Source organism: Maribacter aquivivus, assembly GCF_900142175.1.
GTDB lineage: Bacteria > Bacteroidota > Bacteroidia > Flavobacteriales > Flavobacteriaceae > Maribacter > Maribacter aquivivus.
The window spans coordinates 374,490-400,775 of record NZ_FQZX01000001.1 but is presented as its reverse complement, the minus strand read 5'-3'; the positions used below and the strand labels follow the sequence as shown (position 1 = coordinate 400,775).

16 protein-coding genes are annotated in these 26,286 nt (G+C 34.8%); 8 read left to right on the top strand and 8 right to left on the bottom strand.

Annotated features, from left to right (window positions below; genetic code table 11):
- Positions 1–8: 8 nt before the first annotated feature.
- Genes BUC31_RS01695 through BUC31_RS01675 form a run of 5 tightly spaced genes read right to left on the bottom strand, consistent with a single transcriptional unit; the run spans position 9 to position 9,715 of the window.
- Positions 9–866: a hypothetical protein gene (locus BUC31_RS01695; protein ID WP_073240671.1), complete on the bottom strand. Its 858-nt coding sequence runs from the start codon at positions 864–866 to the stop codon at positions 9–11.
- A gap of 1 nt (position 867) precedes the next feature.
- Positions 868–1,758 (bottom strand): GyrI-like domain-containing protein, encoded by an 891-nt coding sequence (locus BUC31_RS01690; RefSeq protein WP_073240669.1) that lies wholly within the window; start codon positions 1,756–1,758, stop codon positions 868–870.
- A 23-nt stretch (positions 1,759–1,781) separates the two neighbouring features.
- The gene (locus tag BUC31_RS01685; RefSeq protein ID WP_073240667.1) at positions 1,782–3,113 is read right to left on the bottom strand and encodes a vanadium-dependent haloperoxidase; all 1,332 of its coding nucleotides are present in this window, start codon (positions 3,111–3,113) and stop codon (positions 1,782–1,784) included.
- A gap of 4 nt (positions 3,114–3,117) precedes the next feature.
- Positions 3,118–6,369, bottom strand: a complete 3,252-nt coding sequence (locus tag BUC31_RS01680) for a VCBS repeat-containing protein (RefSeq protein WP_073240665.1) — start codon at positions 6,367–6,369, stop codon at positions 3,118–3,120.
- Positions 6,359–9,715, bottom strand: coding sequence for a VCBS repeat-containing protein (locus BUC31_RS01675; protein ID WP_073240663.1), 3,357 nt, complete (start codon positions 9,713–9,715; stop codon positions 6,359–6,361). Before BUC31_RS01675 ends, BUC31_RS01680 begins: the two co-directional genes overlap by 11 nt.
- A gap of 276 nt (positions 9,716–9,991) precedes the next feature.
- Here BUC31_RS01675 and BUC31_RS01670 point away from each other — a divergent pair, with 276 nt between their 5' ends.
- Positions 9,992–11,578 (top strand): solute:sodium symporter family transporter, encoded by a 1,587-nt coding sequence (locus BUC31_RS01670; protein ID WP_244533991.1) that lies wholly within the window; start codon positions 9,992–9,994, stop codon positions 11,576–11,578.
- Positions 11,579–12,313: 735 nt separating this feature from the next.
- On the opposite strand, the gene BUC31_RS01665 is transcribed toward BUC31_RS01670, so the two are convergent.
- Positions 12,314–13,906, bottom strand: a complete 1,593-nt coding sequence (locus BUC31_RS01665) for a RagB/SusD family nutrient uptake outer membrane protein (protein WP_073240661.1) — start codon at positions 13,904–13,906, stop codon at positions 12,314–12,316.
- Positions 13,907–13,924: 18 nt separating this feature from the next.
- Positions 13,925–16,990 carry a SusC/RagA family TonB-linked outer membrane protein gene (locus BUC31_RS01660; RefSeq protein ID WP_073240659.1) on the bottom strand — a complete coding sequence of 1,022 codons (3,066 nt, stop codon included), beginning with the start codon at positions 16,988–16,990 and terminating at the stop codon, positions 13,925–13,927.
- A gap of 322 nt (positions 16,991–17,312) precedes the next feature.
- Here BUC31_RS01660 and BUC31_RS01655 point away from each other — a divergent pair, with 322 nt between their 5' ends.
- The 7 genes from BUC31_RS01655 (at position 17,313) to BUC31_RS01625 (ending at position 25,778) form a co-directional block, all read left to right on the top strand.
- A complete protein-coding gene (locus tag BUC31_RS01655) occupies positions 17,313–18,335 on the top strand; it encodes a LacI family DNA-binding transcriptional regulator (RefSeq protein WP_073240658.1) in 1,023 nt (340 codons plus the stop codon).
- Between the two features lie 13 nt (positions 18,336–18,348).
- Positions 18,349–19,017 carry a beta-phosphoglucomutase gene (pgmB, locus tag BUC31_RS01650; protein WP_073240656.1) on the top strand — a complete coding sequence of 223 codons (669 nt, stop codon included), beginning with the start codon at positions 18,349–18,351 and terminating at the stop codon, positions 19,015–19,017.
- A gap of 65 nt (positions 19,018–19,082) precedes the next feature.
- On the top strand, positions 19,083–21,386 hold the full coding sequence (locus tag BUC31_RS01645) for a glycoside hydrolase family 65 protein (protein ID WP_073240654.1): 2,304 nt from the start codon (positions 19,083–19,085) through the stop codon (positions 21,384–21,386).
- Positions 21,387–21,431: 45 nt separating this feature from the next.
- On the top strand, positions 21,432–23,207 hold the full coding sequence (locus tag BUC31_RS01640) for an alpha-amylase family glycosyl hydrolase (protein WP_073240652.1): 1,776 nt from the start codon (positions 21,432–21,434) through the stop codon (positions 23,205–23,207).
- Positions 23,208–23,210: 3 nt separating this feature from the next.
- Entirely contained in the window at positions 23,211–23,957 is a 747-nt protein-coding gene (locus BUC31_RS01635; protein ID WP_073240650.1) for a glycerophosphodiester phosphodiesterase, read from the top strand.
- A complete protein-coding gene (locus tag BUC31_RS01630) occupies positions 23,957–25,237 on the top strand; it encodes a BaiN/RdsA family NAD(P)/FAD-dependent oxidoreductase (RefSeq protein ID WP_073240648.1) in 1,281 nt (426 codons plus the stop codon). The genes BUC31_RS01635 and BUC31_RS01630 overlap by 1 nt, the downstream gene beginning before the upstream one ends.
- Position 25,238: 1 nt before the next feature.
- Positions 25,239–25,778, top strand: a complete 540-nt coding sequence (locus BUC31_RS01625; RefSeq protein ID WP_073240646.1) for a DUF1697 domain-containing protein — start codon at positions 25,239–25,241, stop codon at positions 25,776–25,778.
- A 1-nt stretch (position 25,779) separates the two neighbouring features.
- Here BUC31_RS01625 and BUC31_RS01620 read toward each other — a convergent pair whose 3' ends face one another.
- Positions 25,780–26,253, bottom strand: a complete 474-nt coding sequence (locus BUC31_RS01620) for a TspO/MBR family protein (protein ID WP_073240644.1) — start codon at positions 26,251–26,253, stop codon at positions 25,780–25,782.
- Positions 26,254–26,286: the final 33 nt, after the last annotated feature.

Genomic DNA, 26,286 nt, shown 5'->3' with positions numbered 1-26,286 from the left:
TAAACCAGTTACTTTAAAGAATACGTATAAAGGTTACCGCCTTCACCATGAGCTTGCTCATCAGATATTAGTAAAGTGTTATCATTTAGAAAACAAACAGATTCTAATTGAGAGCGAGCACCTAAATCAATTTCTTGCATGTTTCCTTTAGTGAAATCATCCCAAGTGAAATCTGTAAAAATGAAGAGTTTTCCGTAACTAAGTGCTATAATTTTATCACCTTTTGGTGATATATCAATAGAGGTTATTTGGCAAATTTTCCAATCTGTACATGGTGTAAACGAGCCAACCAGAGTAGCTTCGTAATTACCTTTAGTATCAGGCACTGAATAAATATGAGCTTCGCCAGTAAACGATTTTGATCTGTTTTTAGTTACAATATATAATTTATTACCATGGTGAAATATAGCCTCTGAATCATAGAAAAGATGATCTTTCTTAGGAGGAAAGTCTTTTTGGTCAGGGTAGTGCAGCTCAATTTTTTCCGCATCTATTTTATCGCCAGGTTCAATAGTTGGGTTTGGTAATTTGTAAATGACCAAATCTTTACGATCATTTGCATTGTTGCCAATATCACCTATGTATAAGTTGCCGGCAGCATCTTTTGTAAGATCCTCCCAATCATGATTCTTTCCGTTTTTAACTTTTAAACTTGTAAGTATTTCTCCGTTTAGGTTTACTTGGTATATTTCATCTTTATTACCGCCATCTTCAACGACCCAAACAGTAGAATCGCCGTAGCTAGCTAAGCCTGAGTTTTCAGACAAACTATCGGGCAAATCAGCAATTACTTCAAGTTGCCCGTAATTATTACACGAGATAAGTGTTATGAAAATTACAAGGGTCGTTAAAATTAATTTATTCATATTATTCTGCTATTGGCATGAATACTTCGGTTTTCCAATATAAAGCATCTCCACCCATATTTGGATTGTTGTAAAAGAATTCAATTGGCTTTGCGTTTACTTTTATATTGTTTTTTTCAGCATGGTCTAAAAGTGCATACCATGCTCTATCTGAGGTTATATAATTGCCGTTATATATGGCTTTTAGAGATTTTGAACCTTTAAATTCTTTATAAATTATATCTTTTATATCAGGCAGAGGGTCAGTTTTAATTATAGGATAGCAAAAGTTAAATGCAACACTATCTTTATGCATGTTCCAATCTGTAATTTCAATAAAAGGAACGCCATTTAATTGCAAACCATTACCTACAAGTACTGAGTTCAAAAAAGGATAACTATCTTTCATTGCAGTAGCTTTTTTTGTCTGAATAGTATTGTGTTGAACGCAAGCACAGTGTGTTGATGGTAATTCTTCTTCATTTAAAATGGTCACCTTAAATTCTTTTCTATGCTTATTTAAATAAGACATAAAATCAGTGACTAGTTTTCTTGAACCTTTTTCAAAATCAGTATCGGCAAATGGTATTGATAATTTATTTTTAAAACTATTGTCGATATCCATTACATCAACTTTTAGTTGAGATGTAGAATCGTTAATTGAAGTAATATTCCAGAAATATGTATGTGTAGAGTCTCCAGATACTATAGTTTGTTTTAAGTGTTTTATGTCTTCAAGTTGAGCAACGGTAGAGTTACTCAATGAGGTATTCCAAGCCTTTAGAGATTGATTTATTGTTCCTGGAAATGATTTTGCTTTTACCCTTATTTGATAGTCTTGTGGTTTAATGAATAAATACCAAAGTAAACCAATGCAAATTATGGCAATTGTAATTGAAAGCGCTTTTTTCATGATGATTTAAAAATGTGCTAAAATTAATTTTTCTTCATTTTAATTTTAGAATTCAGTAGTGCGCCAATTTTTCTACCTTGACCCACACCAACTTCTACAGCTGCTCTATAATGAATTCCACCATACATTCTACTCATAGCAGCCTCATCTGCGGCTTCGTTGAAAGAATTGAATTTTCTAATAGGTAGACCATACGGCGTTTCGGTATCATCTTCAAAGCTAAAATCTTCACCAAAAATGCTAGTAAGAGCAATTCCTGCAGCACCTGAAACAACACTATGTCCACTTGTGTATTCTGGGAAAGGAGGCGTTTGTAGAATAGGCTTCCAGTTTTCGTCGATATGCTGGTTAATCAGTGTTTCTGGTCTAATTAGATTACTGCGATATTTTTCATCCCAGCAGCTAATAAATCCGTCAGCAATTGCCATTGATGTTTTCGTATAGGCAAAAACGGTGTCGTCGAAGTTACTATTAGTTTTTTTACTGGCAATTTTCGTAATACCTATCCAATGTGCACCAGGAGTAATTTTCTTGGTAGCGAACATTAAATGTCCTCTTGTAACGGATACGTACGGATTGCAATCCCAGAATTTAGCTATTGCTACTTCTTCAGATTCATCACCATTTTTGGTTATTTCATTACTAATATTATAAACTTCAATCAGTTCTTTGTAAAAGTCTGAGTCCTTTTCTAGTGAAAAAGGTGGTGGAGGAACTGGCTTAAACTGAGAGGCTGAATCTATAATAAAAGGACGAATTTTGTTCCAGTGTGGCTCTATGCCATCCATGTAAGCTGGTGGTGTTGGTTGCCATCTGGTAGGGTCGTCTGTATTTACCGTAAATTTAGGCATGGTGCGGGTTTGACTATAATTGTCTTTGCTCATCCATTCTTTAATATGGTCCGCAACTTTTAATCCGTATGCTTTAGAAGCTTCAAATTCAGGTTCGTTCATTGACTTCCATTGCGTGAAAAGACTATCCTGTAAAACATCAAATTTATCTTCAGAGAATATCAATTGTCTGCTAATATTCATGTGCGCAATTAAGGCGGATAATTGAGGGTTAATACCCGATACGGTATCTATGGCGGGTATTGGTTTTAAATCTTTTAGTTGACCGGACAATGATTGGTAATCAGGGTTTACCTGAGCCACAATTTCATATGCAGCAATATTGGGGTAAGCAAATATTCTACTTGCTACCGGTGGCGAGAAAATATCATGGATCATGATATTTATTATCTTGTCAATAGAGTTATGCAATTGATCAGGAGATATTACTATGGGTTCTTGCTTTTTTTCGGTGCAGTTCGCTAGTAAAACCCCTGCGATTAAGATTATTAAATACCTTTTCATTGTACTATGGTTTGAGAATGCTATACACTTCTGCTGCCTCGTTATTAAAAGTCAGCAAAATGTAAGTGTTGTTGTTTGAGTTTATAATGTTCATGTTTCGAATCGATTTTCCCGCTAAATCGAGTCCTATTTTATTGGCTAAGGTAACATTGTTGGCAGTACTAATCAATGCTCCTGGAAAAGAATCAAAACGACCATGATATGGTTTTACACCAAAATAATTTCCGGCGGCTAGTACTTCAGTTTTGTTATCACCATTAAAGTCATATGCTAAAAATGCCATAATGGGTGCCAGCTGTAATTGATAACTAAATGGCACAAAATTGAACTTGCCATCGTTATTTTGTAGGTAGCCAGAGCTTAGGGTATGTACTTTTTGAATTTCTGCATTAGGTAGCATATCCTCGCCAAGAATTTCTTCCATCGATTTTCCTGCAAAAGAAGTGTAGGTATTGAATTTTTTACGAAGCGAAACCAATTGACTCGACAATTCTTTCAACCCGTCTATGGGGTAGTCTTTACCATCTTTATAAGTACTTACAATAGTTTCCGTTGCTCCGTTTTTGTCAAGATCACCGTAGTACATTTTCATCGGATGCTTTTGTGATGCAGTAAATTTGGTGTTCAATCCCCAGTTACCTAAAAGGTAGTCTTGGTCTCCATCGCCATCAATGTCAAAACTAGTAACAGCTTGCCATAAACCGTTTATTTCTTTGTTTTCTAATGGCTGTATTTCTTGAAATTTACCTTGGTTGTTTTGAAAAAATTTAGGTGACATCCATTCCCCAACAAATAATATATCTTCCCAGCCATCATTATTGAAATCAGTAACAATGGCATCGGTTATCATTCCTAATTTTTCAAAAGGATTATTGGTTACTTTGAAGTTGCCCTTTTCATTTTCTAGAATATAACTGTTGGGTCTATTTCCATAATCGGCACTGATAGATTGATTACAAATGATAATATCTAAATCATCATCATGGTCGTAATCCAGTTTTAATAGAACAGATGCATTTTCGAACATCTCTGGAAATTCTTTTTGAGTAAAAGTACTATCGCTTGCCACGAAGTACGAGTCAGTTAATGGCTTCATTTCATTAAAGAAGTCTGCTCCGCCGGTACCTACTATAACATCATTTTTACCATCACCATTGAAATCCCCTATTATAGAAGCGATGTCTTCTTTGATGCTATCTCTTTTAATCTCCGGGTAAATTTTTAACTGAAAAGTGGAATCCCCTTGAATATAAATTTGTGACGGAATAAATTTAGCTCCGCCAAAGAAAACATCGTCTTTTCCATCAGCATTTAAATCACCAACACTAACAGCCGGACCTCTGTCTGACATTTGATAAGGTATCAGTTTTTGACGTAAGTAATCACTATAGGCATCTTCAACGTGTGTATAGTTTATGCCTAGATTATTTGATGTTTTTTCAAATAATATGTGTTGTTTAGGGTGTAGAGAATTATTCTGGAAAGGTTGAGTGTTTTTAGGACTGATATATAGTGTTTGATTAACAGCGATATTTTTCACCAATTGAAAGCTTTTGTCTGGCCATATAATTTTCAACGAATCAATATTTTTAAGATCGCCGTAGCCAAAGTGTATAATGGGTTCAGAAGATGCTTGAAAGCCACGAACGGTATACATTTCTTTAAACTGTTGAATTCCGTTGGCATAAGAAAATACCTTGGTGCCAATTCCGAATTTGTTTTTATCGGAAAAGTTAAGTTTAACTTTTAACCAACTGCGTTGGCTATTGGTTGTGTTCTCTTGAATAATTGCAGGACTAAATAGATTATTGGTTACTAAATCTAAATCACCATCATTATCTAAATCGCTATATGCAGTAGCCCCAGAAATAATTGTGTCTTGGTCTATCCAAGATTTAGATTCATCTTTAAATTGAAGATCTTTAGCCCCTTTAAAAATCATATTACCAATAAAACCAGAAGGCATCATTTTTAGTGCTTTTTTATCTACTAAGTTGGTATTGTTGATTTTTGACCGAATATTTTCGTTGGATATGTAATTGATGTAATCAAGATCATTAGGACGTTTAGGTATACCGTTGCTAATGTATAGGTCTTGCTCTCCATCTTGATCAAAGTCACTAAAAAGGGCGCTCCAACTCCAATCTGTAGCCGCTACACCGCTTTGTAGGGCAGTTTCTATGAACTTACCGTTTGGTTGGTTCACAAATAGCATATTTCTAGTGTACTGATTGTGGTAGCCGAACGTCTCGGTCTTCATTTTTTGAATTTGTATGTCATCATCACCTTCAGATGATTTTAAGACAATTTCATCTCTGCTCAACATATCCAAAGAAATTAAATCTGGTAGACCATCATGGTTAATATCTGCAACATCACTACCCATTGAGAATCTAGTGGTATGCCCAAAGGCTTCTTTAAGGCTTTCTTTAAAAGTACCATCACCATTATTTAGGTAGTAATAATCATCTTCATGAAAATCATTGCCAATATAAATGTCCGGGTAGCCATCCTGATTAAAATCGGAAACGGCTATTCCTAGTCCGTATCCATTTACTCCGCCATAAATACCGGCTTCTTCGCTTACATCTACAAATTTACCATTGTCATTACGTAGCAGTTTGTCGCCAGTTTCATAAATACGCTTATGGCGAATTTGTGAGTTTCCATAAGAATCTTGCGTGTGTATGGCATGATTAAGAAGGTACATGTCTAGATCTCCATCCAAATCATAGTCTAAAAATGTGGCTGACGAGCTGTAAGATTCAAAATCTAAACCATAATCTGAGGCACTCTCTTTAAAAGTTGCATCGCCTTGGTTTATAAAAAGCTCATTGTACCCATTAAATCCATTTAAGCCAACAACGGCACACACGTAAATATCTAGAAGTCCGTCACCATTTACATCGCCCATTATAGTACCCGTATTCCAAGAACTATTTCCTGCGACACCTGCTGTTTCGGTAATATCTTCAAATTGTAAATTACCTTTGTTTAGGTATAATTTGTTCTTTACTTGATTACCCGAGAAATAAATATCAGGTAGACTGTCATTGTTGATGTCGCCAATGGCAACACCACCACCATTATAAAAATAGAGGTAATCTAAAATACTAAGGTCTTTAGATTCTGTAAGTGTATTTTCAAAAGTTATACCTGTTTTTTCTGTAGAATGTTTTACAAATAACTCACCAGAATTTTCAGTACAACCAATGACTAATACCAATAAACATAGATATAGTATGTTATTTTTCATCTAGTCGATACATTTTTGGAGTGTCGTTATTGATTGCTACAATAATGAATTGATTGCCTTTCTTGTCTTTTACTATTTTTAATTGTTTTACCTCATTGCGGATAAAGAAACCGCTATCAGAATAGTTTTGCCATTCAAAATTCAATTTGCCATCGCCAAGAAGTACATTTCCATAATTGGCATCTAGTCTAGAATATTGAGGTTTAAACTCGAAATTATTGCCCGCCATAACCAAGTCTAAGTTTCCATCTTTATTAACATCAAGACATTGAATACCACAAATACATGAAAATTGAACTTGCGGAGGCAAAATTTTAATGGTGAAATTACCATTGCCGTCGTTGATCGCAATTACGGTTTCGGCAATACTTGCTTCTTTTAAGATGGTATTGTCAATAATATTTTTAGGGAATAGCTCTTGAATGGTTTTTGTAGCATATTCAGAAGCTTTAATGTTCTTTTTCTTTAGTGCTAATATTTGTGTGGTCAGTTCCTTTTTTTGATGAAGGGGATAATCGCCGCCATCATAATTTTGCGTGGTAATCTGTTCAATGGTTCCATCATTGTCAAAATCGTTCACCCACATTTTCATGGGTTGCTCGGGTGCGGGTTTGTAATGAATATTGCTACCGGTGTTACCTAAAATTAAATCTTTATCACCGTCGTTATCAAGGTCATATCCTTCCACTGCGCCCCACCAACCACTTAGGCTATCTAGGGAACTTTTAGAATCGCTAAGTCTTCTACCGGAATTTTTATAGATTTTTGGACTTCCCCAATCAGAAACGGTTACTAGGTCATCTTTACCGTCACCATCCATGTCTAGCCATTTGGCATCGGTAATCATTCCTGCATCCTTAAGGTCATATGCAGAGCGTTCGGTAATATCCGTGAAGGTGCCATCACCATTGTTTAAAAGAAATAAGTGGTCAGGGTTTACTCCATACGTGCCCACTACACTTCTTGATCCTATAAAAACATCGATATCACCATCGCCATCAAAATCTGAAGTAGCAATAACGGCAACATTTTTATTGATGCTCGGTAATTTTTTTGTGCTTAGCGAGAAATTGCCTTTGCCGTCATTTAGGTAAAGTCGAATTCCGTAATTGCCCTGCAAACCTAATTCATTACCTCCGGTGCCGACCATAAGATCTAAATCACCATCATTATCTGAATCAAAAAAGGATGCAGTGGTATCTTCTAGTAGGGCTTCTGCTTCAAAATACTTTATAATAGGATTAGAAAGTGATCCATTACCATTATGTAGATATAACGCACCAGCTTGGTTTTTTGCTCCACCAATAAAAATATCATCATTTCCATCACCATTTACATCACCAACGGCTAAACCAGGTCCTTCTTCTGCTAATGATTTAGAAATCAATCCCTCATTGTCAAAATCCATATAGCTATTTTCTTTATGGGTTAAAAAGGTGTTATTCTCAATAGCTTTAAAAAGAGTTGGAGTTTCTGTTTTTTTAATTTTAAATATCTCTTTGGCCTCGTCTTGCTTAAATGTAATGGTTTGGTTCGCTTTTACATTTTTCAATTTAGTGGTTGCGTCATTAGGCCAAATAATACGAATAGAGTCTAACATTTCTGTTGCTCCCAAACCAATAGTCATTGGGTATTCTACTGATGATTGAAAACCTCTAGAGGGCATTACTGTCTGATCGATAATGTTATCTGGGTAGTATAGGCGAGCAACAGTACCAATCCCAAATTTGTTACCATCGGCGCCTTTAAATTTCAACTTAATGTAGTTATTTTTAGATTGCGATTCAGAGTTGTTGCGGTACACAAAAGTTTCCATGTTGACATTGTTGACCACAAGATCTAAATCACCATCATTATCTAGGTCGCCATATGCAGAACCATTTGAGCGACTAGGTATTTCAAAACCCCACTGTTTATTGTAATTACTAAAAGTGATATTTCCATTGTTATGATATGCATAATTTGGTAATGGAGTAACTGGCATTTTGTTGATAATAGAATCAATAGATTCTTTTCTGCCAGTCAAAGCCATTTTTTGAATAATGTCATTGGCGAAGAAATCTATAAAATCCAGATCGGTAAGATCATGATTGATACCATTGGTAATATAAATATCTTTTAGACCATCATTATCCATGTCAAATAAAAGTCCAGACCAGCTCCAATCAGTAGCTTCAACACCGCTGTAGTAGGCAATTTCAGAAAAAGAACCATTGCCGTTGTTTAGTTGTAAAGTGTTTTGAATATACTGTTGATGAAAATCTTTACTCTGCTTGAGTTTGAAAATGTTATACCCTTCAAACTCCATGACAGATTTTACACGCTGATCTGGTTCAGGTAGCATGTCGGTGATGAAGATATCTGTAAGTCCGTCATTATTAATGTCGGCCATATCAACTCCCATTGCCGATAAACTTAAATGGTTGGTCCATTTTTGAACCTCTTCTCTAAAAGTGCCATCTTGGTTGTTGATGTATAAATAATCTCTTTCGTAAAAATCGTTAGATACGTATATATCTGGATACAGATCATTGTTGATATCTACAACCATTACTCCAAGTCCAAAACCTATAAGGCTACCGTAAATACCAGCTTTTTCACTAACATCAACGAATTTACCGTTGTCATTTCTTAAAAGCATATCGCCTACACCTCTAAAAATTTTTGGTACACCTTCCCAATCTTGAGCTCTTACTTCGCGCTGTTCTGCATAACCAAGGCTACTTACAGGAATGTTACTATTGTTGAGAATGTAGGCATCTAAATCGCCATCTTTGTCATAATCGAAGAAAGAGGCGTGGGTAGAGAATCCTGTCTCTGCAAGATTGTACTCATGAGCTTTTTCGGTAAAAGCACCGTCACCATTATTTATATATAGGTCATTATCATGGTTATTGCCTTCCATATTACCTGCATTACTAACATAAATATCTAAAAATCCATCATTATTGATATCTGCCATCACAACACCTGTAGACCAAGGCTTATTTCCTGATATTCCAGCAGTTTTAGAAATATCTTCAAATTTCATATTGCCTTTGTTAAGAAAAAGCTTGTTTGGCTCCATGTTTCCGGTCAGAAACACATCAGATAATCCGTCATTATTAATATCACCAATGGCAACGCCACCACCGTTATAAAAATTACGGTATTTAAATATGTTGAATTCTTTAGAGTTGGCAACTTTATTTATAAATGAAATACCTGTTTCTTCTGGTTGTAATAGTGTAAATAAAGTAGGTTCTGTTTTTTCTTTTAACGTATTTGCATCTTCCTTAGAACCGCAAGAATATATTAGGGATAAAAATAAACCAAGACAGCTTAATTTAAGCAAATTAGAGTTCATTGTTGAATTTGTTTGAGGTAGCACTTTAAGTTAATTTGTTAGCTATTAAAGTTGAGTTAGTAACCTGTCTAATAGTTAGTTCAAAATTAATTTGCAATATAGCCAAATACCTACTATTTGTTAGGCTTATTTGGTAAAAGTCAACGTTAAAATTTAATAAAATCGTTATAGGTGCGGTCTAATAATATGAATAATGAGATTTAGTGGCTACTTTTTAGAAGTAATGGAAATAATCCAATATATTTAACCTTGACTAAATAACAAACAACTCAACCAATGATAGGAATTTTATCTTTTTTAGGCTTTACCATTTTAGTGGCGGTAATTGCATATTTCGCAACCAAAAGTACAAACGAACAAACTTCTGACGGTTACTTTTTAGGAGGACGAAGTTTAACGGCTGGGGTAATTGCAGGGTCGTTACTACTTACCAATTTGTCTACAGAGCAAATTGTTGGGCTTAATGGGAATGCATATAGTGATGGAATATTAGTAATGGCTTGGGAAACCTTGGCAGCTATAGCCATGGTAATATGTGCCATTTATTTGTTGCCTAGATATTTGAAAGGTGGTATTAGTACAATACCAACGTATTTAGAAAGAAGGTTTGATAAGACAACGAAAGCAATGACATCTGGCTTATTTTTAAGCGGATATGCCATTGTATTATTACCTATTGTTTTGTACTCTGGCTCTTTAGCTATTAGTGGAATGTTTGATTTACCTGCCAAATTGGGGATATCTGAGTGGGCATCAATATGGGTTTGTGTTTGGAGTATAGGAATCATTGGTAGTATTTATGCCATATTTGGTGGTTTAAAAGCTGTTGCTGTATCAGATACCATAAATGCAATTGGTTTGCTTATAGGTGGTTTATTAATACCAATATTTGGACTTTATGCAATTAGTGATGATAATAGTCTTTTAGGAGGACTTTCAAAGCTTACAACTCAACATCCTGAAAAGTTTAATGCTATAGGTTCAGAATCTTCAAGTATACCGTTTGCTACCATATTTACAGGTATGGTTTTGGTACAATTATTTTATTGGGGTACCAATCAGCAAATAATACAAAGGGCTCTTGCGGCAAAAAATTTAAAGGAAGGTCAAAAAGGAGTTATGCTTGCCGCTTGCTTTAAAATATTAGGTCCGCTAATTGTAGTTTTACCTGGTATTATTGCGTTTCATATGTTCGATGGTCAATTGGATAGAGCCGATCAAGCTTATCCTAAATTGGTGGCGGCAGTTTTGCCTGTTACTTTGGTTGGTTTTTTTGCTGCGGTACTATTTGGGGCTATACTAAGTTCTTTTAATAGTGCTTTAAATAGTTGTGTTACCTTATTTGGTTTAGATATTTATAAGGAGTATGTAGATAAAGAAGCTTCTGAAAGTAAGGTGGTTTCAGTAGGAAAACGCTTTGGTGTTTTACTAGCATTGTTTTCAATGGCATTAGCTCCTTTTCTGTATTATGCTTCTGATGGACTTTTTGGTTATTTACAACAAGTAAATGGTGCTTATAGTATTCCTATTTTATCCGTAATTGTAATTGGTTTCTTAACTAAGAGAGTACCGGCTATTGCAGCTAAGGCGGGAATTATATTTGCTGTTGTAGTATATGTTATTTATATAATCATGCAACGAGGTCTTGGAGTGGAGTGGTTGCCACATATGTTACATGTACAAGCAATAACTTTTGTATTAACAATAATTATAATGTTGGTAATAGGTAAATTAAAACCTAGAGCTAGTGATTATGTGCAAGAGTATACTAATGAGGTTGATATTACAAGTTGGAAGTATGTGAAGCCGGTGGGATTAATTATTACGTTAATTGTAATAAGCACTTATATTATATTTAGATAGAATATTTAATCCATTATAGATTGTAGCCCCGATTATAAGAAGTTTATTCTAAAGTATTTTGAGATGCATTAGTTCTCTAATAGCATTGAAAATGCAACATTCCTTTTACGCAAAAGCGAAAAAGGAATGTTGCATTTTTTTATGTTCAAAAAACAAATCTAACTTGATTTTTTATACCTAATTAAATGCTTCGTTAAATTAGGTATGATTTATTAATGTCATTGGTTTTAATGGGTCTAAAGTGATCTGAGTATTTGAAGAAGTTGGATTTGTTTAATATCTATAGCTTATTAATGCTATAGTATCTGTATTGCTTTGTCAAAAAAAATATAAAACACGGCTGGTAGTAATTGCTAAGAAGGTAAATATTAAATTATACAAAACTAATCTTGTCAGTATTTATTGGTTTCGATTATAGATTATCAATGCTAATTTCATGAGATAACAATGATAGATTGGATAAGCCCTTTTTTATTCTTTTGAATCGGAATTAAGAAATTATAATTGCTTCACACAACGAAAACAAGTTATGATAATCACACTTGTGTTTGGTAGGTATTGTTTTAGGTTGCACGGTTATTGATTTTTTTTGTGGCTAATAGCTTAAATTAATCCTAAATAATTCAAAGGATATACAATTGGTAAATTCTTGTTGTTTTTATTAATTGGTGGAAATAAAAAAGCCTCCAAAATGAATTGGAGGCCTTTTCAACTTAAACTTAAATTTATATACGCTTAGTATCCTGGGTTCTGAACCAAATTAGGATTAGCTAATATGTCTGCAAAAGGAATAGGGAAAATTATAGATCTAGCATCTGTAGCATCTTTAAGATTCCATGCTCTTAAATACTCGTCGAATCTTACCAAATCTTGTCTTCTGGTTAATTCAGCATACATTTCTCTTCCACGTTCTGCTAAAAGGTCAGATTCAACTACAGAACCTAACGCAGTTGCACCTCTTATAACTCTCAATGTATTGATCATACCAGTAACATCCTGTCCCATTCTAAACATTGCCTCAGCCCTCATTAGATAGTCATCAGCAAATCTATAACGTACAGTATGTGCTCTTTGATCACCACCTTCTTCATTAGGATGGTACTTTAGCATTCTTGTTCCGTCAGTCTCTAATACTGCATTGTCTGCAGGTGCTGTATATTCGGCTTTAGTAACTTCTTTTGTAAATACTAAAGGAACACTACCAACATTATCTCTTGCAGTTAATGGGGTGCCATCTTGTTCATATTGTTGACCAATAAGAAAACCATATCCTATACCTAAGTTTTCAGCATTTGCAGTTTCTGCATCAGGAACCCATCCTCTACGCTCTTCTTGACCATCACCAACATAATTAGTGTCAGGATCACCTTCAAATAATTGATAGAATTCAGAAAGGGTAGCGAAACCGTTCCATCCTCCACCATCGTTAGATCCTGGGAAGTTTAAGTTATAATGTAATGTATTCCAAATTCTAGGACCTGTAGCTGCTGGTGACCACCAAATAGTTTCCACATCGTTGCTAGGTCGAAAAATATCAAAGAAATCTCCAGCTGCAGCCAAAGTATAACCATCGGCTTCAATCGCATCAACTGCATCAATAACAACTTGCATATCTGCATTGTCAGGAGAAGTTTCAAGATAAATATGTTTGTTTAAATGTAGCTTGGCCATTAAATGGTTCGCAGCTGCTTTTGTTGGTGTTTGTTTCAATTCAATGCCATCGCCAGCAGTTACTTGTGGTAAATCTCTGATCGCTATATTAAGATCTGCAACAATACTATCAATAGCAACTTGCCCAGTAAGAACTGAAGGTATTTGACTATTAGGTGCATTTACATCTCTATAAGGTACTTGTCTCCACATATCTAAAATCCAGCTCATTGCCCAAGCTCTATAGAATCTTGCTTCAGCTTTTAATTCAGTGACATCACCGCCGGCAGTTGTAATACTACCCGGATCAATTACACGTGTAGCATTAATCGTAATACTGTTTAAAGCTTGCCAAGATAAACGTATGTCTTGAAGATCTGCGTTCCAAGAATGCTGGTGCATTGCTAACCATCTACCATTATCTCCCCAGTCTGTACCTCTTGTAGCTACTACATACTCATCTGTAGTCACTTCATTCAAAGCATATAGACCATCTTGGTTACCTAAATTACCTCCAGTTATAATATTGGAAATATTTGCAACTTCACCTTGAACGTTTGCTACTCCTGCAAAACCTTCAGATATCAATGAATCTGTAGGCTCGATCTCTAAGTCTGTGCAAGAAAATGCCAGTGCTATTGGGAGTGCGAAACATAAATAATTTACTATTTTTTTCATAATCCTATTTTTTTGTTTTTAAAATGTAACGTTAAATCCAACACTAAAAGTTACTGGTCTTGGATATGATAGGTAGTCTATCGAAGCAGATGGGAATCCATTAGATGGTATATCTGAAGTGCTAACCTCAGGATCTAATCCGCTATACCCTGTTAATAAAAATAGATTTTGACCAACTGCACTTAAGCGCATAGTTTTGAATGTGCCTTCTCCGCTTAATGGAACATTATACCCTATAGATGCCGTTTGAAGTCTTACAAAATCGCCTTTTTCTAAAAAGAAAGTACTTGGGTTAGTTGCTGATAATGAGATATTATTATCCAAAACGCTACGTAAATTATTTCTACTTCCAATTTGCGGTGCTGCAAACAATGCATTTGCTGTATTGTTATAAACATAAAATCCAAATTGTCCTGAGAAGAATAAAGATGCATCCCAGTTTTTATAATTCATACTAGTCGATAAACCAGAAACGACTTTTGGTAATGCTGACTTATCAAGAATAGATGGGTCAGTTTCTACTTGGAAATTCTCGTCAACTAAACGTAATTCGTAAGTATATAAAGGTTTTCCATCAGTTAAAACTTGAGATGTTGTACCTGTAAGACCTTGGCCATACAAATTACCAGCTTGAATATTTGGACCTTCATAGTTAGTCAATTCGTTTTGATTATAAGAAATATTGAAATTTGCATTCCAGTTAAAGTCATCTGTAGCAATTAGGTCGTAATCTATGCCTAATTCCACACCTTGGTTAACGATTGTGCCATCAATATTTTGGAACACAAAAGGAGAAGTGGCCGGCTGTACTGCTGGTAAATTTAAAAGAATATCATTTGTTTCTTTTCTATAAAAATCAAGATTAGCTGTAAAACGATCATTATTAAAACCAAAATCAAAACCTAAGCCATATTGTGTTGTTGATTCCCATTTAAGGTCTGGGTTTGCAAATGCTACTTCTCTTGTTGCAGGTGCTGATAGTTGAGAGTTACTTCCTATGCCTAAACCATCCCATCTAGTTCTGTTTAAGTACGCACCATAACCAAGGCCATCTTGGTTACCAGTAATACCCCAACTAGCTCTTAATTTAAGCGTAGAAAAAGTATCTTCATTTACGAAATCTTCTTGATTTAATTTCCAAGCAAAAGCTGCAGAAGGGAAAATACCATATTTGTTATTATCACCAAATTTTGAAGAGCCATCTGCTCTTACCGTACCAGTAAATAAATATTTGTCATGAAGAGTATAATTTAATCTACCAAAGAAAGATTGTAATTCATCTGTAAAATCAAAAGTGTCTACAGAGAATGCAGTGATTGGTATATTTGGCAAACTACTACTCGTAGTTGAGTTAATGTTTGGAGTCAATCCTAAAATTCGGAATTGATCGCCGTTTCCAGGAAGATCATTGAAAGTGCCAATACCGTAACCTTGATAATTACTTGCAAGGTTACGAGTGTCTTCATAAGCTTGTTCAGTAACCGAAATTATTTGATTCATGTCAGTAGTACTATACCCTTGACCTACTAAATTTTGACCACTTCTATTAAAATCTTGAAAAGAATAACCTACAAGTGCATCTAATTTAGAATTTTCAAATTCTTTGTTATAATTAATGGTAAGTTCCATTAATTTACTATCAGTATCTAAGTTACTTACAACTGCACGACCGTTTCCAATTACACCGTTTGTAAAACCAAGAATATTTGGGCTCACTACCTGACCTCTTGTTGATTCAGACGTATCAAGACCGAAATTAATTTTAGCTGAAAGTTCATCGGTAAATGAATAATTTAAAGATACATTTCCAAGAAATCTGTCAGTACCTGAGTTATCGTCATAATACGTTAAAAGATTCGCAGGATTTCTATCTGGATCAGCACCAATGTTTGGATTAGCATTTAATGTAGGATTAGAATAATAAGTAGCAGCTAATAAATCTCCAGTACTTCCTGAAGTTCTACTAATAAAAGGTGCTCTATCATTAATTCTGGATACCGTTCCTTGAGCATTCAATGTTAGTTTATTGTCAAAAAAACGTTGGGTTAAGTTTATTCTACCTGAAATACGTTCAAAATCAGTATTTTCAATTATACCAAATTGTTTTGAGTAACCAAATGTGGCTCTAACATTACCTGATCCGTAGTTTTGAGAATAAGAAAGGTTATTGTCAGTAGAGGCTGTAGTTCTAAAAAGATATTCTTGCCAGTCTGTTGAGCCACCAAGGTCAGCACCACCTCTTTCTATAAATTCATCAGAAGATAAAAGGTCATATTTATTTGCTACTGTTGCAATATTCAAAGTGCTAGAGAAACCCCATTGACCTGAAGTACCTCCGCCTTTTCCAGATTTAGTTGTAATTACAACTACACCATTTGCACCTCTAGAACCGTAGATAGCCGTTGCAGATGCATCTTTAAGAACACTCATGCTTTCGATATCGTTAGGGTTTAAAAAGTTCAACGGGTTTTTAGCGCCACTACTACCGGCACCTAAATCTCCACCGGATGCAGAAACACTTTCGTTAGATACAGGAACACCGTCAATTACGAACAAAGGACTGTTGTTTCCACGAACAGAACCAGCACCTCTAATTCTCAAAGTAATACCAGCGCCTGGCTCACCACTAGCCTGTGAAATTTGTACACCAGCCGTCTTACCTTGAATTAATTGTTCTGGAGATGAAATGATACCTCCATTAAAATCTTCTGATGTAACAGAAGATACAGAACCGGTTGCATCCTTAACGGTTGTAGTTCCGTAACCGATAATTACAACTTCTTCCAATGCTTGCGCATCTTCTTCAAGAGTAACATTGATTAAAGTTCTACCGTTAATTGCTACTTCTTGAGTTTTGTAGCCGATATAACTAACAATAAGTACAGCACCTTCTTCGGCGGTCAATGTGTAATTGCCGTCAAAATCAGTTTGTGTACCATTCGTTGTACCTTTTTCAAGAACACTAGCTCCTGGTAAAGGTCCACTTGCATCTGAAACAGTTCCAGATACTTCTTGTGCCTGTATATATCCAAAGCACAAAAATGCACCGAGAACTAACAGACTTTTTAGGAATGTAATCTTCATAAATTGTTAATTTAAGTTGAGTTAATTTAATTTCAATTGTTAAAAATATGTAAAAAGGTGTGTTAACAATGGTTTGGGCAAAGTTAAAAAGTTACGAAAACGGTTTCGTGTTAATAACTTTTATTTTTTGCGACTATAATGAATGTTAATACACAATATTATGATATTCTTAATTAACATAGTGGTTAAATATGAATATATGATTATTCTTCAAATATAAGAAAAATCCTTTTTTGTATATATTTACTAAATAGAAGTTGTTCGTCAACTTTAGCGTTTAGATTATTTTAAGTTATTATCTTAAATTTTAAATTCCTTTTTTTTGAAACCAAAAATCACTTTAAAAGATATTGCTAGAGAACTAGATGTTTCTATTTCGACGGTATCAAAAGCCTTAAAAAATAGTAAAGAGATTAGCAAAGACACAAAAGATAGAATAAAGGCTTTTGCAAAATTTTATAATTACCGGCCTAATAATATAGCTCTTAGTCTTAAGAACAGGAGAACAAAGAACATAGGTGTAGTTATACCAGATATTGTACATCATTTTTTTACCACAGTGTTTAGAGGTATAGAAAAGTATGCCAATAGTATGGGGTACAATGTTATTATTTGTATTTCAGATGAATCATTTGATAAAGAGGTGATCAATATGGAAATGCTGGCAAATGGAAGTATAGACGGTTTCATTCTTTCATTGAGTGCAGAAACGCAGCGAAAGAACGACTATACCCATTTAAAGGAATTGTTGGATCAAGGCATACCTATTGTACTCTTTGATCGTGTTACGGAGCAAATTGCTTGTGATAAGGTAGTGTTAAACGATAAAGGAATATCGACCGAAGCAGTCGAACATTTTATTACTGCCGGGGCTAATAAAATTGCTTTGGTAACTACTGAGAATTTTTTTAACGTAAGTGAAAGTAGAAAGGAAGGTTATTTACAAGCTTTGAAAGATAATGGAATGACTGTAAATCAAGATTTAATTTTGACATTACCTCATAGCTTAGACAATACAAATTTAATAACTGAGTTTTTTCAACAAAATGAGATTGATGCTGTCTTGTGTGTTAACGAGATTTTTGCGGTTCAATGTATGAGTGTTATTCAACAGTTAGGGTATAACGTTCCAAATGATATTTCGATTATAGGGTTTACTGATGGAATTTTATCAAAATACTCATCTCCAAAATTAACTACAGTAGCGCAACACGGTGAAACAATGGGAGAAAAGGCAGCAAAGTTTTTAATAGATAGAATGGAATCTTTAGAAATGGAAGAAGCACCTTTTAAAACCGAGATTATTAATGCGACCTTAATTAAAAGAGGTTCTACAATCAATTAATAGAAGTAAGAAAATGGAAAAAGTAGGTTTTATATTTGATTTGGATGGTGTTATAGTTGATACGGCTAAATACCATTATTTGGCTTGGCGAAAACTAGCCAATGAATTAGGGTTTGAATTTACCAAAGAGCAGAATGAACTCTTTAAAGGAGTAAGTAGAAAAAGATGCTTAGAAATTCTTTTAGATATTGGTAATATAAAGGCTACGCAAGATCAGTTCGATACTTGGATGGTAGAGAAAAATGTAGATTACCTTGCTTACATTGAAAAGATGGATTCAAGTGAAATTCTACCAGATGTAACAAGGGTTTTGCAATATTTAAAGAATAAAGGTATTCCGATAGCATTGGGTTCTGCAAGTAAAAATGCAAGGCCTATTCTAGAGAAGGTTGATTTGTTGCCATATTTTGATAGTATTGTTGATGGTAATAGCGTAACCAAGGCAAAGCCAGATCCAGAGGTATTTTTGATTGCAGCGAATAATTTAGCTGTTGCAGCAAATTCATGTGTGGTTTTTGAAGATGCAGTTGCCGGTATTCAAGCGGCTAATGCTGCGAATATGGTTAGCATAGGCATAGGAGATGCTGAAATACTAAACGAGGCTAATTACAATTTTAACGACTTTACCGAAATGAGCGATGATTTTTTAGAATCATTGATCAACAAAAAACATAAAGAATAAATAAAGGTAGCTGTACTTTAATTTCATTTTTTCATTTTTTCATATTTCAATTCAATATAAATTTTATGAATCAAGATTATATAAAACCAGATAATTGGTGCATCATAGAAGAAGGTTTCGATCAAGAAAACGTAAAGTCTTCTGAAAGTATATTTAGTATAGGTAACGGTGCCATGGGGCAACGTGCCAACTTTGAAGAAACCTATACAGGTGAAACTTTTCAAGGTAGTTATATCGCTGGAGTTTATTATCCTGATAAAACCCGTGTGGGTTGGTGGAAAAATGGCTATCCAGAATATTTTGCAAAGGTTTTGAACGCTCCTAATTGGATCGGAATAAAAATTTATATTGATGAGGTAGAGTTCGATTTGGCAACAAGTAAAAAAGTTTCAAATTTTAGACGAGAATTGAATATGAAAGAGGGCGTTTACACCCGTAGCTTTCAAGCAGTAACATCTAATAATGTAGAAATAGAAGTTGATGTAAAACGATTCTTGAGTATAGATATTGATGCGGTAGGTGCTATTTCATATACAGTAAAGGTTTTGAAGACAGATGCTACAATAGTATTTGAGCCATATTTAGATAGTGGTATTACAAATGAAGATAGTAACTGGGATGATAAATTCTGGAATACAACAAATTTAAGTACAGCTGATAATCGTGCCTTTATAGAGGCACATACCATGAAAACAGAATTTAAGACCTGTACGTTTATGCAGGCTTCTTTAGAGTATGATGGAAATCAGATTTCGGGTGTACCATCAGAAAAGACAGATTCATTTGTGTCATTTAAGTTTGAGCAAAATGTAAAAGCAAATTCTTCTATTACATTGACGAAATTTGGCGGATACACGGTAGCAAGAAATCATCCAAACGAAGAGCTAAAACAAGTAGCAAATAATAGTTTAGATGTAGTAAGTGCTTTAGGTTTCGACCAATTATTGCAAAAACAAAATGATGCTTGGGCTGCAATTTGGGACATGAGCGATATTGTTATTGAAGGTGATGTTAAGGCGCAGCAAGGTATTCGTTTTAATATTTTTCAATTAAATCAAACATATTTAGGTACAGATTCTAGGTTAAATATTGGTCCGAAAGGATTTACAGGTGAAAAATACGGTGGTAGTACCTATTGGGATACGGAAGCATATTGTATACCTTTCTATATGGCTACCAAAGATGATAAAGTAGCTAGAAAATTATTGAAGTATCGTTACAACCATTTAGAAAAGGCTATTGAAAATGCCAAGAAATTAGGCTTCTCTAATGGAGCGGCATTATACCCTATGGTAACCATGAATGGTGAAGAATGCCATAATGAATGGGAGATTACTTTTGAGGAAATTCATAGAAACGGAGCTATTGCTTTTGCAATCCATAACTATTTTAGATACACCGGTGATTACAGTTACATACCAGAAATGGGGTTAGAAGTATTAATCGGTATTTCTAGATTTTGGTACCAACGTGTAAACTTATCTAAGGATAAAAATAAATATGTGATGCTTGGGGTTACAGGACCTAATGAGTATGAGAACAATGTAAATAACAACTGGTATACCAACTATTTGGCAAAATGGTGTATCAACTATACGCTTACCCAGTTAGACAAAGTTAAAAACGGTTATTCAGATGATTATCATAGAATAATTGGTAAAACTCAGCTTACCGATAGAGAGTGTGATAAATGGAGAAAAGTAGCCAATAAAATGTATTTCCCATATTCGAAAGAACATGGAGTGTTTTTACAGCAAGATGGCTTTTTAGATAAAGATTTGGTAAGGGTAGATGATTTGCCAAAAACAGAAAGACCTATAAATCAAAAATGGAGTTGGGACAGAATTTTAAGATCTCCATATATAAAACAAGCAGATGTTTTACAGGGATTTTACTTTTTTGAGGAGGATTTCTCGGTTGAAGATTTAGAAAAGCATTTCGATTTTTATGAGCCTTTTACCGTTCATGAATCTTCTTTGTCGCCATGTGTACATAGTATTCAAGCGGCTAAATTGGGTAGAATGGAGCAGGCGTATAATTTCTATTTAAGAACATCGAGGCTAGATTTAGATGATTATAACAAAGAAGTAGAAGAAGGTTTGCATATTACATCTATGGCGGGTACTTGGATGAGTATTGTGGAAGGTTTTGGTGGCATGCGTGTTATCAATGATAAACTATCGTTTAAGCCTCAAATACCAAATCAGTGGAGTGCATATTCTTTTAAGGTCAATTTTAGAAACAGAATAATAAAAGTAAATGTCACTGCTAAGGAGACTACTTTTCATCTGACAGGAACCGAAGAAGTGACTATTCGTGTAAATGGAAAAAAGGTAGCATTATTTCCAGATGAATTGACTACTGTATAAATTGTCTTTAGTTTAGTGCTTTAAAGTTTAAAATCTAATTGCCCCATGAATAGTAAGATTGTAATTTATCATGTGTTTACCAGGCTTTTTGGTAACACCAAGACCAACAACAAACCTTGGGGCACTATTGAAGAAAATGGAGTAGGTAAGTTTGCAGATTTTAATAAAAAGGCACTCGTAGAAATAAAAGATTTAGGTATTACCCATATTTGGTTTACCGGTATTCCGCATCATGCGGTTATCAATGACTATACTGAGATTGGTATTTCTAATGATGACCCGGCAGTGGTTAAAGGTAGAGCTGGTTCACCTTACGCGGTTAAAGATTATTACAATGTTAACCCAGATTTAGCTAAAGACCCTTCAAAAAGGTTAAAGGAATTCAAATCTTTAATTGATCGTACACATAAGGCGGGTATGAAGGTGATTATTGATATTGTGCCTAATCATGTAGCTAGAAAGTATGAAGGAAAGACGAACCCTAAAGGGATTTCTGATTTCGGATTTGGCGATGATACATCTGTAGAATATCAAAAGGATAATAACTTTTATTACATCCCAGGAACGGAATTTAAAACTCCACAATGGCGAGATGGTTATGTGCCTTTAGGAGGAAGTGTACCTGATTTTTCATATTCTAAATTAGAGGAGATTCCCGCAAAATGGACCGGTAATGGTTCTCGTAGTCCGCAACCAGATATGAACGATTGGTATGAGACCGTTCGTATAAATTATGGTGTAAGACCAGATGGTAGGTTAGATTTTGATATGCTACCAAATGATTTCGGCGAGAAAGATTACGAAGAGCATTTTAATTATTGGAAAAAGAGAGTAGTACCTAGTTCTTGGCGCAAGTTTAGAGATGTTGCCTTGTATTGGTTGGCTATGGGTGTTGATGGCTTTCGGTATGATATGGCAGAAATGGTTCCGGTAGAGTTTTGGAGCTTTATGAATTCATCCATAAAAATGAAAAACCCCGATGCTTTTATAATGGCAGAGGTGTATAATCCAGATTTATATAGAACATATATCCATAAAGGAAAAATGGATTATTTATATGATAAGGTCGATTTTTATGATGGCTTAAAACATATAATGAAAGGTTACGGTTGGTCTGATCATTTACCGGTTGTTCAGAACGGTCTGCAAGATATAGAGCATAACATGCTTCACTTTTTAGAGAATCATGACGAGCAACGTATCGCTAGTCCAGAATTTGTAGGTAATGCTGAAATAGGCAGGCCTGCAATGGTAGTTTCTGCAACCATAAGTACATCGCCGACCATGATTTATTTTGGACAAGAAGTAGGTGAGCCAGCTGCTGAACATGCAGGCTTTGGGAGTCCGTCAAGAACATCAATATTCGATTATGTTGGTGTTCCCCATCATCAAAGATGGGTAAATAATAAAAAGTTCGATGGTGGTCAATCTACGCCAGAAGAAGCTTCGTTAAGGGACTTTTACAAACGATTGTTGAATTTTACTATTAGTAGTGAAGCTTTAATGGGTGCGTACCGTGAAATTCATTTTTATAATAAAGAAATTACTGAAAATTACAATCACCGTGTATTATCATATGTTCGCTGGTCAGAGAATCAAAAACTGATAGTTGTTGCCAATTTTGATGTCAACGACCATTTTTCTTTCGATTTAAAACTACCGGTTGATTTAATGAATACATGGCAATTAAAAGAAGGTAGTTATCTTTTACAAGATGCACTTTATGGTCATAAGAATTCATTACGAGTAGAAAATGGAGAAGGTCATATCGTAATCAACTTAAATCCTTTAGAATCCTTTATTTTTGAATTAAAATCTTAAGATATGCTCAAAAGAATTGCCTTAGCTTTTATTTGTATCACTTTAGCATCTTGTAATATGAAAGAAGAACCGTTAGTAATTGGTCATAGAGGTGCTATGGGACACGAAACTGAAAACACCTTGCCATCTATTCAAAAAGCAATGGATTTGGGTGTTGATATGATAGAGATCGATGTCTTTAAAATTAAAAGTGGAGAGATTGTAGTTTTTCATGACGATCAACTTGATCGATTAACAAATGCCCCAGGTAATATTGAAGATTATTATATTGTTGATTTAATGCAGGTAATTGTTGAAGGTGGTCATAAAATACCAATGCTTCAAGATGTTTTAAAGCTAATTGACAATAAGGTTGCTTTAAACATAGAGCTTAAAGGTGCGGGTACTGCAGATAAGGTTAACCATATCATGAATTACTATATTGAACAAAGAAATTGGTCTGCAGAGAATTTTATAATCTCAAGTTTTAATTGGGACGAGCTGAAGGAAATGCGTAAGCATAACCCAAATGTAGCTATTGCAGTCTTGACCGAAGAAAACCCTGTAGATGCTATACCTGTGGCTAAAGAATTGAATGCCGTAGCAATTAATCCGTATTTTAAAAATTTAGATTTAGAAAAGGCAAATGAGATTAGAGATGCCGGTTTTAAAATTTATACTTGGACGGTTAATGAGCCTGCAGATATTGATTCAATGAAACGTATTGGGGTAGACGGCATTATTACAAACTTTCCAGAACGGGTAAAATAATGTACGACGTTTTAGTAATTGGTGGTGGTGCTGCAGGTTTTTATGCAGCAATACATATCGCAGAAAAAAGACCAAATACTAAAATAGCTATTTTAGAACGTGGTAAAGATGTATTGACCAAGGTGAAAATTTCTGGTGGTGGTCGCTGTAATGTTACGCACGCAGAATTTAATCCGGCAGATTTAAGCAAGAACTATCCTAGAGGAGAAAAAGAACTATTAGGTCCTTTTCATAACTATGCCAGTGGTGATACCGTTGGTTTTTTTGAAGAACGTGGTGTGGCTTTAAAGATAGAGGAAGATGGCAGAATGTTTCCGGTTAGTAATTCATCACAAACAATTATAGACTGTTTTATTTCTGAGGTAGATAGATTAGGTGTTCAGGTGAAAACACTTTGTTCGGTAAGTGGAATTGAACAAATTGAGGAAGAAGGAGCTAAGATTTGGAAGGTTGCCATAGGTGAGAGTTTTATGTACTGCAAAAAGCTCATTTTGGCAACGGGTAGCAATCCTAAAATGTGGAAGTATATTGAAGCGTTAGGACATACCATTGTTCCGCCCGTACCATCATTGTTTACTTTTAATATAAAAGATGAGCGTATGGCAGATATACCCGGTGTCGCTACACATGCCGAGGTAAACGTAATACCCAAAAAGAATTTTGGTAAAAAGACAGGAAAAACAAAATTAGATACATCTGTTTTAAGCTCAGACGGACCATTATTGGTTACCCACTGGGGAATGAGCGGACCGGCTATTTTAAAACTCTCTGCATGGGGAGCTAGAATTTTAGAGCAGTATAATTACCAATTCAAAATTCAAGTGAATTGGGTTCCGGAATATCACCAAAACGGATTGTTAGAATTGTTTTTGAAAGTAAAGCAAGTTGAAAAGAAAACTATTTTAAGAACCAAGGTGTTGGATATTCCTAAGCGTTTATGGGCAAACTTGGTAAAAGCAGCTGGTATTGATGATACTATGACCTGGCCAGAAGTATCAAAGCATCAATTAACTTCATTAGCAGAACAACTGACTGCGGGCATTTTTCAAGTAAACGGTAAAAGTACTTTTAAAGAAGAGTTTGTGACAGCTGGGGGTTTAGATTTAAAGGAGATTAATTTTAAAACCTACGAAAGTAAATTTCTGCCAAGTCTGTATTTTGCAGGGGAAATCATAAATATAGATGCCATTACTGGCGGATTCAATTTTCAAAATGCTTGGACAGGTGGTTATATCGCAGCCAACGGAGTTGTGGACGAATTGAACGCTAACACTCCTTAACATGGAAACATACATCGCATTCTTAAGAGGGATAAATGTCAGCGGAAAACATAAAATACCGATGGCGGAACTTCGAGAATTATGCAAAAGTATAAAGCTTAAAGATGTTGAGACATACATTCAAAGTGGTAATTTAGTTTTCAAATGTGAACTTCAGAAAACATCAGAATTAGAATCTCTCATTTCTAAAGCTATTTTAAAAAGTTTTGGTTTTGAAGTGCCTGTAATAGTAAAGACAACTTCGCAGCTACATCAAATTCTAAATGAGAATCCGTTTGAATCGGAAGATGAAGTCATTAGAAAGCAAATCTATTTTGTATTGCTAAATAATACTACGAATGTAGAAGAGCTTTCTAAGTTTAAAGGAGAATCGTACGCTAACGAAGAGTTTTCAATTTCTAAAAACTGTGTGTATCTAAAGTGTAAAGCTGGGTATGGTAAAGCCAAGTTGAATAATAATTTGGTAGAGCGAAAACTGAAAGTTTTGGCAACTACCAGAAATTATAGAACCATGCATAAATTATTAGAGTTGAGTAGATAGATTAATTCAACTCCCAAATTTTGTAATTCAAAGCTGTAGCGAAACAGACCCAAAGTAAATACGGAATTAGCAATATGGCTGCAAATTTGCTAACGACATTGAACCATTTAATAGTAAGAGATAAAACTACTAGAAGTGCCATAATTACGAGCAGTCCATAAAACGGTTGTTTAAGTCCGAAGAATACAATACTCCACAATCCATTTAAAAGTAGTTGAAAACCAAAGTGATATAATCCGGTTTTTACCCACTTGTGATGAAAGCCTTTAGCCCAGACCCAACCGGCAGAAATACCCATCATAATATATAGAGCGCTCCATACCGGAGCGAAAATCCAGTTTGGCGGGTTAAAACTTGGTTTGTTTAAAGTCATGTACCATCCGTTTACAGAGCTTTGCGTAACCACGCTATTAAGAAATCCAATAACCGAGCATATGGCAATACCAATAAAAATGTATGTAAGCTTTCTTTTCAATTGGTTGGTGTTTAGCTCTAAAATAAGGATTTA